13 protein-coding genes and 1 tRNA gene are annotated in these 11,799 nt (G+C 68.3%); 9 read left to right on the top strand and 5 right to left on the bottom strand.

Annotated elements, in window-relative coordinates; genetic code table 11:
* Window positions 1-379: 379 nt before the first annotated feature.
* Window positions 380-1,711: an MFS transporter gene (locus ACFYRU_RS31005; protein WP_387664991.1), complete on the bottom strand. Its 1,332-nt coding sequence runs from the start codon at window positions 1,709-1,711 to the stop codon at window positions 380-382.
* A gap of 136 nt (window positions 1,712-1,847) precedes the next feature.
* Between ACFYRU_RS31005 and sucC the strand changes: the two genes are divergently transcribed.
* Both sucC and sucD read left to right on the top strand, forming a co-directional pair.
* Window positions 1,848-2,996, top strand: a complete 1,149-nt coding sequence (sucC, locus tag ACFYRU_RS31000) for an ADP-forming succinate--CoA ligase subunit beta (RefSeq protein ID WP_387664989.1) — start codon at window positions 1,848-1,850, stop codon at window positions 2,994-2,996.
* 2 nt (window positions 2,997-2,998) lie between these two features.
* Complete coding sequence (gene sucD, locus ACFYRU_RS30995) at window positions 2,999-3,886, top strand: succinate--CoA ligase subunit alpha (protein ID WP_387664987.1); 888 nt, start codon at window positions 2,999-3,001, stop codon at window positions 3,884-3,886.
* Here sucD and ACFYRU_RS30990 read toward each other — a convergent pair.
* Both ACFYRU_RS30990 and ACFYRU_RS30985 read right to left on the bottom strand, forming a co-directional pair.
* Window positions 3,883-4,860 (bottom strand): LacI family DNA-binding transcriptional regulator, encoded by a 978-nt coding sequence (locus ACFYRU_RS30990; RefSeq protein ID WP_387664984.1) that lies wholly within the window; start codon window positions 4,858-4,860, stop codon window positions 3,883-3,885. The two genes, sucD and ACFYRU_RS30990, sit on opposite strands and share 4 nt — an antisense overlap.
* A gap of 152 nt (window positions 4,861-5,012) precedes the next feature.
* On the bottom strand, window positions 5,013-5,984 hold the full coding sequence (locus tag ACFYRU_RS30985; RefSeq protein ID WP_387664982.1) for a 2-dehydropantoate 2-reductase: 972 nt from the start codon (window positions 5,982-5,984) through the stop codon (window positions 5,013-5,015).
* 131 nt (window positions 5,985-6,115) lie between these two features.
* Between ACFYRU_RS30985 and ACFYRU_RS30980 the strand changes: the two genes are divergently transcribed.
* Both ACFYRU_RS30980 and ACFYRU_RS30975 read left to right on the top strand, forming a co-directional pair.
* Window positions 6,116-6,670 carry a dihydrofolate reductase family protein gene (locus ACFYRU_RS30980; RefSeq protein ID WP_387664979.1) on the top strand — a complete coding sequence of 185 codons (555 nt, stop codon included), beginning with the start codon at window positions 6,116-6,118 and terminating at the stop codon, window positions 6,668-6,670.
* A gap of 323 nt (window positions 6,671-6,993) precedes the next feature.
* A complete protein-coding gene (locus tag ACFYRU_RS30975; protein WP_130381366.1) occupies window positions 6,994-7,197 on the top strand; it encodes a cold-shock protein in 204 nt (67 codons plus the stop codon).
* 44 nt (window positions 7,198-7,241) lie between these two features.
* On the opposite strand, the gene ACFYRU_RS30970 is transcribed toward ACFYRU_RS30975, so the two are convergent.
* Window positions 7,242-7,760 carry a GNAT family N-acetyltransferase gene (locus tag ACFYRU_RS30970; RefSeq protein ID WP_387664975.1) on the bottom strand — a complete coding sequence of 173 codons (519 nt, stop codon included), beginning with the start codon at window positions 7,758-7,760 and terminating at the stop codon, window positions 7,242-7,244.
* On the opposite strand from ACFYRU_RS30970, the gene ACFYRU_RS30965 reads away from it, so the two are divergent.
* From ACFYRU_RS30965 to ACFYRU_RS30945, 5 genes are all read left to right on the top strand, one after another.
* Window positions 7,759-8,631 carry a class I SAM-dependent methyltransferase gene (locus ACFYRU_RS30965; protein ID WP_387664973.1) on the top strand — a complete coding sequence of 291 codons (873 nt, stop codon included), beginning with the start codon at window positions 7,759-7,761 and terminating at the stop codon, window positions 8,629-8,631. The two genes, ACFYRU_RS30970 and ACFYRU_RS30965, sit on opposite strands and share 2 nt — an antisense overlap.
* Before the next feature lie 50 nt (window positions 8,632-8,681).
* Window positions 8,682-9,302: an oligoribonuclease gene (gene orn, locus ACFYRU_RS30960; protein WP_387664970.1), complete on the top strand. Its 621-nt coding sequence runs from the start codon at window positions 8,682-8,684 to the stop codon at window positions 9,300-9,302.
* Window positions 9,303-9,371: 69 nt separating this feature from the next.
* Window positions 9,372-9,444 (top strand) — tRNA-His (locus ACFYRU_RS30955).
* A 406-nt stretch (window positions 9,445-9,850) separates the two neighbouring features.
* Window positions 9,851-10,339, top strand: a complete 489-nt coding sequence (locus ACFYRU_RS30950; RefSeq protein ID WP_387664967.1) for a SigE family RNA polymerase sigma factor — start codon at window positions 9,851-9,853, stop codon at window positions 10,337-10,339.
* A gap of 15 nt (window positions 10,340-10,354) precedes the next feature.
* The gene (locus ACFYRU_RS30945; protein ID WP_387664964.1) at window positions 10,355-11,146 is read left to right on the top strand and encodes a hypothetical protein; all 792 of its coding nucleotides are present in this window, start codon (window positions 10,355-10,357) and stop codon (window positions 11,144-11,146) included.
* A gap of 35 nt (window positions 11,147-11,181) precedes the next feature.
* Here the strand turns inward: ACFYRU_RS30945 and ACFYRU_RS30940 are convergent, their stop codons facing one another.
* Complete coding sequence (locus ACFYRU_RS30940; protein ID WP_387664962.1) at window positions 11,182-11,796, bottom strand: MarC family protein; 615 nt, start codon at window positions 11,794-11,796, stop codon at window positions 11,182-11,184.
* Between the last annotated feature and the right edge of the window lie 3 nt (window positions 11,797-11,799).

Below are 11,799 nucleotides of genomic sequence, written 5' to 3'. Positions count from 1 at the left end.
CCAGGACTGCCCTCGGAACCGAGCAGATGCAAGGCCGTTTGATGGGCTGCCGTCAGCCTTCGGCGCTCCTGTCCCGTGAGGTCACCGCCTCCACGGTCGCGGCTCGTACGCCCGCCGTCGGCGGCGAGGGCCGTCGACACGCAGAGGGCGACCAGGCGAGCGGCGGGCTCGAAGCCGGAGCAGTTGGTGTTGATGAAGCGTGGCGCCAGTGGGAGTAGGTCTTGTCGACCGGTCGTCGTGGTGTAGTCGTGGACTGTGCGGGCTATCGCGCTCAGGACGGGATGGACCGTGGTGGGGCGGTCGGTCCAGGGTTCGCGGGCCAGTCTTGAGACCAGTTCCATGAGACAGGGTTCGGGGCGGGCGATCTTGCCGTAGGGGCTCACTCGCCTGATACCGGCGTACCTAGTTGGGGGCGGACCGGGAGGGCTGGTCTGCCGGGCTGTTTGAGGAGACGGACGCTCAGGGCGGTCAGTACGCCCAGGAGGCCGGCACCGAGGAAGAGTGGGCGGTAGCCGACGACGCTGACCACGGAGGCGGCGACGCCGATGCCCAGCAGACCGCCGGCGGCCTTGGCGGAGTACAGGATCGCCTGGTTCTGCAGCAGGCTGTTCTCGCCGAAGAACTCCAGCACGAGGTTGGCCATGATCGCGTAGAACGCGCCGCCGCCAAGTCCGGCGAACATTGCGCACACTACGAAAGCCCAGCCCGCACCCGCCAGCACCAGCCCGACGTGTGCGAAGCCTTCGATCATCAGTACGACTGCCAGTACGCGGCGACGGCCGAAGGTGTCGGACAAACTGCCTGCTGAGGAGCGCCCAAGACCGTTGACGGCAGCAAGCATTCCAGCAGCTGCCGCGGCCACCGCAAGGCTATGGCCTGAGTCGACTGCGTAGCTGACCACGAACGCAATGCCGAAGAGCGACAGGGCCGTGCTGATTGCCAGCAGCAACCACATGAGCGGGAGTGCGCCGGTCCGCAGTGCCTCTCCTGGCCGGTACTGGCGTACGGCGGGCGCGTTGTGCGGGATGCTCCGGTTCAGCTTCCGGTCGATCGCCCAGGCCTGCGCATCGATCGACGCAGGCCACCAGTGCCGCGGCGGGTCCTTCAGCAATCCGCCGGCGATCAACACCACCAGCAGCGCCAGGCCGGCCGCCAGATCGTAGACAATCCTCTCGTCGACAATCGCCAGCAGCACGATGCTCGGCACCGCACCGACCGCGAACCCACCGGTGACGAAGCCGATCGTCGCCGTCCGGCGCTCCGGGAACCAGCGCGCCGACGTGGTGATGCACGCGGCGTACACGATGCCCGCGGCGGCACCACCGACGAGCGAGTAGCCGACCAGGACCGCGCCGTAGCTGTGCACGTGGGCGAGCGTGACGAGCCCGATGGTGGCCAGTACCCCGCCGGCGACGACGAGCTGCGCCGGCGTTGCCCGCCGTCCCCGATGCGCCCAGGCGGCCGGTACTGCGGCCAGCGCCTGACACGCGACGAAGACCGCGAGCAGCCAGAGCGTCCGCGCCGTACCCCAGCCACGGTCCGACTCGAGCCCCAGCGCCGCGGTCCCGAACGAGTACTGCAGCGGGCTGATCGCAGCCATGCAGGCCCATGCGGCCCACAGCTGCCAGCGACGCGGATGACCGGTCAACTGACGAGCATCCTCACCGATCCGGTACTTCCGGCCGTAGACGTCACGCACATCCCGAGTCATGCCCGCCTCCTGACTACTGCATACCGTATGAGATCTGTGGTACCTCGCGAGCCCCGGCATGTCCAGAGCTGAAGACCCTTGTGACAAGATTGCATACCGAATACAGTCGTCAGAACACCGTCACGAGGAGGCGCACGTGGACCTGATGGAGTACCAAGCCAAGGAACTCTTCGCCCGGCACGGCGTCCCGGTGACGCTCGGCCGGGTGATCGAGGACCCGGCCGACGCCGCCCGCGCGGCCCGCGAGCTCGGCGGCCGCGTGGTGGTGAAGGCGCAGGTACTGACCGGCGGCCGCGGCAAGGCCGGCGGCGTGAAGCTCGCCGCCACCCCGGACGACGCAGTCGCCCGCGCCGGCGAGATCCTCGGGATGGACATCAAAGGGCACACGGTCCGGCGCGTACTGATCGCCCCGGCCGCGGACATCGCCGAGGAGTACTACTTCTCGTTCCTGGTCGACCGCGCGAACCGCGAGTACCTCTGCATCGCCAGCACCGAGGGCGGCGTGGAGATCGAGGAGGTCGCGCACACCAACCCGGACGCGATCGCGAAAGTGCGGGTCGACCCGACGATCGGCGTCGACGAAGCCAAGGCCGCGGAGATCGTGGCCGCCGCCGGCTTCCCCGTAGGATCGTCGACAATCGTACGAAGCCTGTGGGACGTCTTCGTCGCCGAGGACGCCTCGCTCGTCGAGGTGAACCCGCTGGTGAAGCTGGCCGACGGATCACTCGAGGCGCTCGACGGCAAGGTCACGCTCGACGACAACGCGTCGTACCGGCACCCCGAGCACACGTCGTACGACGACAAGGCGGCGGCCGATCCGCTCGAGGCGGAAGCCCGCGCGAAGGGCCTGAACTACGTCAAGCTCGACGGGTCCGTGGGCATCATCGGCAACGGCGCGGGCCTGGTCATGTCGACGCTCGACGTGGTCGCGTACGCGGGCGAGCAGTACGGCGGCGTGAAGCCGGCGAACTTCCTCGACATCGGCGGTGGTGCGAGCGCCGAGGTGATGGCGAACGGGCTCGGCATCATCCTGTCCGACCCGCAGGTCCGCAGCGTTTTCGTCAACGTCTTCGGCGGGATCACCGCCTGCGATGCGGTCTCGAACGGCATCGTGCAGGCGCTCGCCCTGCTCGGCGATCAGGCGGACAAGCCGCTGGTCGTCCGGTTGGACGGCAACAACGTCGACGAGGGCCGCAAGATCCTTGCCAAGGCCAACCATCCGCTGGTGACGGTGGCGGACACGATGGACGACGCGGCAGCGCTGGCCGCGCGGAAGGGAGCGTAGGGATGGCCATCTTCCTGACCGAGAAGAGCCGGGTCGTCGTCCAGGGCATGACCGGGTCGGAGGGACAGAAGCACACCAGCCGGATGCTTGCCGCCGGCACCAATGTGGTCGGCGGCGTGACGCCGGGCAAGGGCGGGCAGTCGGTGGACTTCGCGAAGCGGTCGATCCCGGTGTACGGGTCGTGCACGGACGCGGTGCGGGCGGCGGACGCGGACGTGTCGGTGGTGTTCGTACCACCCCGCTTCACTCGCGGCGCGGTGCTGGAGGCTGTGGACGCCGGAATCCCACTGGTCGTCGTGATCACCGAGGGCGTGCCGGTGCACGACACCGCCGCGTTCTTCGCTGCCGCGCAGACGTCCGGGACGCGGGTGATCGGCCCCAACTGTCCGGGCATCATCAGTCCGGGGCGCTCCAACGCAGGGATCATCCCTGCGGACATCGCGGGCCAGGGCCGGATCGGGCTGGTCAGCAAGTCCGGCACGCTGACGTACCAGATGATGTACGAGCTGCGCGACTTCGGGTTCTCGACCGCGATCGGGATCGGCGGCGACCCGATCATCGGGACCACGCACATCGACGCGCTGCAGGCGTTCCAGGACGACCCGGACACCGACGCGATCGTGATGATCGGTGAGATCGGTGGCGACGCCGAGGAGCGGGCGGCCGCGTTCATCAAGGAGAACGTGACCAAGCCGGTCGTCGGGTACGTCGCGGGCTTCACCGCGCCGGAGGGCAAGACCATGGGTCACGCCGGCGCGATCGTCTCCGGCTCCTCCGGGACCGCGGCGGCAAAGCAGGAAGCGCTGGAGGCCGCGGGCGTCCGGGTGGGCAAGACACCGACCGAGACCGCTGACTTGATGCGTGCGGTGCTGGCGAGCACCACGGTCTAAGAAGAAGGTGCAGCAGTGCTGTTGCGGACGATGAGCTTGGTGGCCACAGCTACCGGCGCGTGGTCGCCTGTCGAGTGGATAGCCGCGAGCAGGGTGTCCACACTGCAGCGACCGAGCTCCGTGAAGGTTTGACGGATCGTGGTGAGAGGCGGCCAGAACTGGGCCGCCTCTTCCATATCGTCGAAGCCGACCACGCTGACGTCGTCCGGCACACTCCGGCCATGCGCATGCAAGGCCCGTAGTACGCCTAGCGCCATCTGGTCGTTGGCAACGAAGACCGCGGTGACATCTGGATCCACGGCGAGTTCGCAGCCCGCGTCGTACCCGGAGGCCGACGTCCAGTCACCGATCAGCACCGGCGGTACGTCACGGCCGTTGTCGCGGAGCGTCTGCTCCCAGGAACGGCGGCGCTGGTCGGCTGCGAACGATGACGGCGGTCCACCGACGTGCCGAACAGTACGGTGCCCTAGTTCGAGCAGGTGCTCTGTTGCGAGCCTTGCGCCCTGCACCTGGTCGGTGTCGACGACAGGGTGGTCGTAGTGCGCTCCGGCATGTACGACGACGACCGGCAGCCCGACTGGCAGTGGTACCTCCTCCAGAATCCGCGCCTCGATCATCACGATCACGCCGTCGACAGCCTGCTCCGCCAGCCGGGTGAACGCGTCTGCGACCGCCTGGCGGTTGATCGAGAGCACTGGCATCAGGTTGACGGAGTACCCGCGCGCGGTGGCGGCGGTGGCGATCGCGTCCAGCGTTCGCGTCGTACCGATGAACGACAGATCGAAGACGATCACGCCGATGCTGCGGAACTCACCGCTGCGCAGGGCGCGGGCGGCACCGTTGGGCCGGTAGCCGAGCTGGCGCATCGCGTCCTTGACCCGATCGCGGGTGCCCGAGTCGACGTTCTGCCGGCCGTTGGCGACCCGCGAGACGGTCTGGCCGGACACGCCGGCCAGGCGCGCCACGTCGGCCATCGACGGACCTCGCCGCCGCGTTCCCGGCCTTCCCTCCACCCGGCACCTCCCGTGGCAGGAGTCTAGACATGTTTGCGTCAACACGGCCGCGCGTCCGGCGAGCCACACCGAGGCTGACGCCGCCCAGGCTGACGCCGCCGGGGCGGACGCCGCTAGACGCCGACCTTGCTCGCCAGCAGATCGGCGACGGCGTGGACGGCGCGCAGCGTCGGCGCCGGCACGCCGGTCAGGTCCGCGAGCTCGACCACCGCCGCGAGGATCACGTCGAGTTCGAGCGGTTTGTCCTTCTCCAGGTCCTGCAGCATCGACGTCTTGTGCCCGCCGACCCGCTCGGCGCCGTCGATCCGCTTGTCCACCGAGATGTCCGGCTGACAGCCGAGCGCGGCGGCGATCTCCAGCGACTCCTCCATCATCAGGCGGACCATCTGCCGGGTGCCCCGATGGGTCGCGATCTCGACCATCGTCGCCCGGGCCAGCGCACTGATCGGGTTGAACGCCGCGTTCCCGAGGAGCTTGATCCAGATGTCGTTGCGGATGTCGGCCTCGACCGGGCACTTCAGCCCGCCCGCGACCATCGCCGCACTGAACCGTTCGCAGCGGCCGGACGGTCCGCCGGCCGGTTCACCGATCGAGAAGCGGGTGCCTTCGAGGTGCCGTACGACGCCTGGCCCCTCGAGTTCGGTGGAGCAGTAGACGACGCAGCCGATCGCGCGGTCGAGGTCGAGTACCTGGGTGACGGCGCCACCGGGGTCGACCGATTCGATCCGGCGGCCTTCGTACGGGCCTTTCAGGCCGTGGAAGTACCACCAGGGGATTCCGTTCTGCGCGGCGACGACGACCGTACGGTCGTGCAGCAGCGGGGCGAGCAGCGGGCCGGCGCTCGCGTACGAGTTCGCCTTGAGCCCGAGAAAGACGTAGTCGACCGGGCCGATCCCCGCCGGGTCGTCCGTGGCCGGAGTCCGGGCGGTGAAGTCGCCGCGTGGGCTGAGCACCGTGACACCGTTCGACCGGATCGCCGCCAGGTGCGCGCCGCGGGCGACCAGGTGGACCTCGGTGCCACCCCGGTGCAGCGCCGCGCCGACGTACGCACCGATCGCGCCGGCGCCGAGAACCGCAACTCTCATCGAAGATTGCATACAGAATACGGTAGGCGATGACTTCGAATGAGGTCAAGGTCACATTTCTGTCCGGCCGATGATTGGACGAGGCGCCGGCGGTATATACCGGCAACATCCATCGCGAAGGAGCAGGAACCATGGGACACGTCATCGTCACCGGATTCGTCAGCATGGACGGCGTCATCACGGACCCCGACGGCTCGGGCGGTACGCCGTTCGGTGGCTGGGCGTTCCGGCACGGGCCGGAGACCGTCGGCGGGGACAAGTTCCGCCTCGGCGACCTGATGGACACCGGCGTGCTGCTGCTCGGCCGGAACACCTGGGAGCTGTTCAGCCGGCTCTGGCCGAACCGCACCGACGACTTCTCGGTCAAGATGAACAAGATGGCCAAGGTGGTCGCCACGCACTCGCTGACCGACCTCTCGGCGTTCCCGAACTCGTCGCTGATGGAGGGCACGCTGGCCGAGTACGTACGGTCGGAGCCGCGGACGATCGCGGTCACCGGCAGCCTGAGCGTGATCCGTGCGCTACAGGCCGACGACCTGGTGGACGAGTACCGGCTGATGACGCTGCCGTCGATCGTCGGGGCGGGCGAGAAGATCTTCGGCCCGCTGGACCAGCCGGTGCACCTGAAGCTCGCCTCGGTCGTCCAGGCCGGCGCGGCATCACTTGCGACCTACGTGCGGCCGTAGCGGTTCCGGCCGCGGTCTGGTTGCTGCCGGATGCCGAGCACGAGAACCTCGCGGCGTGCCGCCAGGGGCGGCTGTGGCAGGCGGATCGTGGCCTGGCCGGGCTCCCGCCGTACCCGTCCGCCTGCGAGTGCGGTACGTCCGGCTGCGCGCTGACGTGGTCAGGAACACCCGACGAGTACCACGTACGGCGCGGCGAGGGGTGGCTGACAACTCATCCAGCGTGCTAGGGTTTTAGACCGTTGCAGTTTTGCAGTTCCACGTTCGTGTCGAAGCGCCCGCGGATTTGTAATCCGCCGGGCGTTTTGTCGTATCAGGAGAAAATCATGGCTTTGGGAACAGTTAAGTGGTTCAACGGCGAGAAGGGCTTCGGCTTCATCTCCCAGGAGGACGGCGGCGCCGACGTGTTCGTGCACTACTCGGCGATCCAGACCCAGGGCTTCCGCTCCCTGGACGAGAACCAGCGCGTCGAGTTCGAGATCGCCCAGGGCCCGAAGGGCCTGCAGGCGGAGAACGTTCGTCCGGTCTGATCTCGGCCGTCCTTCCGACGGTTGTTTTGGGCGGCAGGCCCGGCTCAGGCCGGGTCTGCCGTGCTCCACAGGTACTCGCCGTCCGTCATCAGGCCGGTCTGCGCGAGACCGATCGCGGCCGCGACGGCGGCCGACGCGGTGTGATCCGGATGGATGTGCGCCACGATCTCCTGGGCCCTCTGCGCCCGTAGCCAGGTGAACAGTCCCTGCGCTGCTTCTTTCGCGAACCCCCGGCCCTGCCACGCGGTGCCGATGACCCAGGCAATTTCCGCGGTACTTCCGGTGACCGTCGCCTGAACGTAGCCGATCAAGTCGCCGTCGTACTCGACGACCCAGTTCAGCCACTGCTCGTCCTCGTTCCCGGGGCCGGCCAACTGGCGGCGGTAGCGCGCCTCGAGCGCCTCCACGGTCGGCGGTTCCCCGCCGGTGAACGTGTAGAGACTCGGGTCGGACAGGACCTCGGCCATCCGTACGGCGTGCTCGACCCGCAGGGGCAGCAGCCTCAGACGTTCGGTGGCGATCACCGCGTAACAGTAGTGCAGCGTGTACGACACTGTGGGCATGATCGAGATCGACTGGGCCGGAGAGGCGGGACGGCTGCGGGCGTCCGCCGAAGGTGAGGGCGGCTGGAACGCTGCGGTGGCGCGCACGCTCGTACGGGACACCGACCAGGTCGTCGCGGACGTCGGCTGCGGCGGGGGCGGAATGGCGAAGGCGCTCGCCGAGGCGCTGCCCGGCGCGACCGTGGTGGCGATCGACGCGGACCCCGACGTACTCGAGCAGGCCCGCGAGCACACCGGCGGACTGGTCCGGTGCGCACTGGCGTCGATGGACGACGGCGCGGAACCGTTGCGCCGGGCAATCGATGCGCCGGCGGACCTGATCTGGGCGTCAGCGTCGGTCCACCACGCCGCCGACCAACAGGCGGCCGTGGCCGCGTTGGCGTCGCTGCTCGCGCCCGGCGGCCGACTGGCGCTCGCCGAGGGCGGACTCCCGGCCCGGAACCTGCCGTGGGACCTCGGGATCGGCGAGCCGGGGCTGGAACTGCGGCTGGATCTGGCGCAGGACCGGTGGTTCAAGGTGATGCGGGAGTCACTGCCCGGGTCGGTGCCGATGCCGTACGGGTGGACCGACGCGCTCACGCGGGCGGGACTCGTCGACGTGACCACGCGGAGCGTACTGAGCGAGACGCCTGCACCGTTGTCCTCCTCGCAACTGGAGCGGGTGGTCGCCGGGTTCCGTTCGCGGATCGAGCGGCTGACTGGCGGCGGCGGTCACGGTCACGTGGTTGTTGACGAGGATTGGCTGGAACCGGAGGACCTCGAGACCTGGGAGCAATTACTGGACCCCGAAGGGCCGTATTTCCTCGGCCGCCGTACCGACCTCGCCGTACTGGCCGTCCGGAGCGTCCACCTCGGGCACGCGCCGCGCTGATCGGCACGCGGTCGCCGTACTGTCGGCGGCTCGCCGTAAGGTGGGTGCCCATGAACGACCGGCTGGTGTGGATCGACTGCGAGATGACCGGCCTCGATCTGGAGAACGACGCCCTGATCGAGGTCGCGGTGCTGGTCACCGACTACGAACTGAACGTGCTCGGAGACGGGATCGACCTGGTGATCGCGCCACCACCGGCCGCGCTCGAACAGATGGGCGACTTCGTCCGCGACATGCACACGGCCTCCGGGCTGCTCGACGAACTCGCCAGCGGCATCCCGCTGGCCGACGCCGAGCAGCAGGTGCTCGACTTCATCAGCTCCTACGTCAAGGAACCCCGCAAGGCCGCGCTCGCCGGCAACTCCGTCGGCACCGACCGCACCTTCCTGGTCCGCGACATGCCGCGCGTCGAGTCCCACCTGCACTACCGCAACGTCGACGTCAGCTCCATCAAGGAACTCGTCCGCCGCTGGTACCCGCGGGTCTACTACGCGACCCCCACCAAGAACGGCAACCACCGCGCGCTCGCCGACATCACCGAGAGCATCGACGAACTGCGCTACTACCGCGAGACCGTCTTCGTGCCGCAGCCCGGGCCCGACTCGAACACCGCACGGGCCGCCGCCAGCCTCTTCACAGCCCCCACCGAGGACACCCCAACCGCCTCCTGACCTGCCGATTTTTGGTCCCGCCACTTCATCGCTATGATTGCTCAGCCGTCGCAGTTCAGGGCGGCGATGGTGGGTGTAGCTCAGCTGGTAGAGCACCTGGTTGTGGTCCAGGTGGTCGCGGGTTCAAGTCCCGTCACTCACCCGATGGCCGGCCATGTCGCGCAGAATCGCGCGATTTGGTCGGCTTCGTCATTTTGTGCGGCTGCGCTTCGCTTGCCGCGTTGCGGGGGCTCCGCCACCCGCACCCCCTGCGCCTTCGCTTCGCTCGGCGGCTGTGGTCGGGTTCGCATGTGGGCTCGGCGGCTGTGGTCGGGTTCGCATGTGGGCTCGGCTGTGTGGTCGGGGTTGGTTGGGGGCGTGGGAGGATGCGGGTGTGAAGTTGAGTGGGAGTGCGTGGTTCGGGTACGGCGTGGTTGTGGTGGTGACGTTTGTGGTGGGGTTCTTGGCGTTCGCCGTTTGGGTGCTTTCGAAGGTCTTCTGATCTTGGGTGTGATCTGACGCGCCTGTGGATGCGTCTCTTGGGGCAGAGGCAGCTACAGGAGGTGTGGATGGGTACGACCGAGGACTTCGAGGAGTTCGCGCGGGCGCAGATACCGCGGCTGTACCGGACTGCTTGGTTGCTGTGTGGAGACCGGCATCACGCAGAGGACCTGGTACAGGACACGCTCGCGAACCTGATGAAGGCGTGGGGGCGGATCGACACCCCTGGCGCTTATGCACGGACGGCTCTGGTACGCACGTTCATCTCTCAGCGGCGACGTAAGAGTTGGGGGGAGCGGCCTACTGAAACCTTGCCTGAGGTGGTGGAGCGCGCCGGGGACGTGGAGTTGCGGCTGGCTCTGCAGAGTGCGTTGGGGGAGCTCGCGCCGTTGGATCGGGCTGTGCTGGTGCTGCGGTTCTTCGAAGATCGCAGCGTCGAGCAGGTGGCGCTCGATCTTGGCAAGAAGACCAGTGCGATCACTACTCGCACCTCCCGAGCCTTGGAGCGCCTGCGGGCGGTTCTTGGTGACGGTGCCGACCAGCTGATCGCGCTCTGAGCTCAGGAGAACCACATGAACGACCAACTCACCAACCTCATGCAGCGGGCCACCGAGAACCTCGAGCCCGTCTCCCCCGACCTCCTGGAGCGTACTGTCGCGCAGGGCACCCGCCTGCGTCGCCGCCGTACGACCCTGCTCGCCGTGAGCGGCGGAGGCGCCGTACTGGCTACCGCAGGCCTGATCGCGGGCGGCATCCACGTACTCGGCTCCCCCGCCGACACCGCCGCCGCCGGCACGCCGATCGCCAAGCCATCCGCGAAATCGCCGGGTGAGGTGTGGGCGACACAGGTAAAGCCGACCCCGACGTCGACGAAGCCGCATATGGCCGAGTACAAGAAGACGCTCAGCACGCTGAAGACACTCGTCTCGGCACCGGGCCGGACCTTCTCCAGCCCGGACGCGTGGGGCGGCGATGGCTTCAGCGCCGCGGCGTACGTCGTCGACGACGGCCACGGTGCTTCACGGGTCGAGGTGGGACTGTCCGGTGCCCCCGAGCAGAACCCTTGCGTCCCAGTACGGCAAGGCTGCAGCACCTTGCCCGACGGCTCGGTCCTGTTCACTCTGAAGGAGTCACCGGAGTACACCGACAGCCGCCAGTCGCAGTACGGCGTCGTCAGCAACTACGTACTGCTGATCCGCCGTGACGGCCGCAGCATCAACCTCACCAGCTACAACGGTCCGGCCGAGAAGGACAAGCCGCACACCCGGCCCGCACCCCTGCTGTCCGTGAAGGAGCTCACGGCGATCGCCAAGAGCAAGGCATGGAAGCTACCGCCGGTCTCGACGACCAAGTTCGGTAAGTAGCCGAGCAGGCCCGGCGCTCAGGTGGGCGCCGGGCCCTACTTCGCCGCCGCAAGCGCTCCGTGTGTCACGAGCTCGACGCCGATGGCCAGCGTGAGGAAGCCGATGATCCGGCTCAACGCCCCGAGCCCGGTCGGGCCCAGCTTGTCGACCAGCGGCGTACCGAACCGGAGCAGCACCGCCACCAGCGCGGCGATCACGGCCACGCCGACGATCACCGCGAGCCTGTTGGTGATGCCAGGATGCCGTGCGGTCAGCGCGATCACGACGCCGATCGCGCCCGGGCCGGCGACCAGCGGCAACGCCATCGGCGAGAACGAAACGTCCGGCTTCACCACACCGTGTGTCTTCTCGTCGTCGGTCAGCGTCTGCCGGGCGACAATCATCCCGAAGCCCGAGTGGCCGACCACCAGACCGCCCGCGATCTGCAGCGCGGGCAAGCCGATCCCCAGACCCTCCAGCACCAGCGTGCCGAGCAGTGCGAACACCGTCAGGATGCCGAGCACGTAGACGCCCGTCAGCACCGCCTGGCGTTTCATCGCGGCCCGCTCGACGCCAGTCGTCAGACCAGCGAACGTGGCCAACGCGCCGACCGGGTTCGTGATCGGCAACAATGCAGCCAAAGCCGAAACCGCCACGTGTACGGGCTCCACGGT

Source organism: Kribbella sp. NPDC004536 (assembly GCF_042873835.1).
GTDB lineage: Bacteria > Actinomycetota > Actinomycetes > Propionibacteriales > Kribbellaceae > Kribbella.
The sequence above is the reverse complement of the archived record's forward strand: the minus strand, read 5'-3'. Positions and strand labels throughout refer to the sequence as shown.

Excerpts from the sequence above, each read along its gene's own strand:
- ACFYRU_RS30970 (WP_387664975.1), bottom strand. The coding sequence starts at position 7,760 with ATGCCCACAGTGTCGTACACGCTGCACTACTGTTACGCGGTGATCGCC.
- ACFYRU_RS30980 (WP_387664979.1), top strand. The coding sequence starts at position 6,116 with ATGGGACACGTCATCGTCACCGGATTCGTCAGCATGGACGGCGTCATC.
- ACFYRU_RS30950 (WP_387664967.1), top strand. The coding sequence starts at position 9,851 with ATGGGTACGACCGAGGACTTCGAGGAGTTCGCGCGGGCGCAGATACCG.
- ACFYRU_RS30945 (WP_387664964.1), top strand. The coding sequence starts at position 10,355 with ATGAACGACCAACTCACCAACCTCATGCAGCGGGCCACCGAGAACCTC.
- ACFYRU_RS30990 (WP_387664984.1), bottom strand. The coding sequence starts at position 4,860 with ATGGCCGACGTGGCGCGCCTGGCCGGCGTGTCCGGCCAGACCGTCTCG.
- ACFYRU_RS30985 (WP_387664982.1), bottom strand. The coding sequence starts at position 5,984 with ATGAGAGTTGCGGTTCTCGGCGCCGGCGCGATCGGTGCGTACGTCGGC.
- orn (WP_387664970.1), top strand. The coding sequence starts at position 8,682 with ATGAACGACCGGCTGGTGTGGATCGACTGCGAGATGACCGGCCTCGAT.
- ACFYRU_RS30975 (WP_130381366.1), top strand. The coding sequence starts at position 6,994 with ATGGCTTTGGGAACAGTTAAGTGGTTCAACGGCGAGAAGGGCTTCGGC.
- sucD (WP_387664987.1), top strand. The coding sequence starts at position 2,999 with ATGGCCATCTTCCTGACCGAGAAGAGCCGGGTCGTCGTCCAGGGCATG.
- ACFYRU_RS31005 (WP_387664991.1), bottom strand. The coding sequence starts at position 1,711 with ATGACTCGGGATGTGCGTGACGTCTACGGCCGGAAGTACCGGATCGGT.
- ACFYRU_RS30965 (WP_387664973.1), top strand. The coding sequence starts at position 7,759 with ATGATCGAGATCGACTGGGCCGGAGAGGCGGGACGGCTGCGGGCGTCC.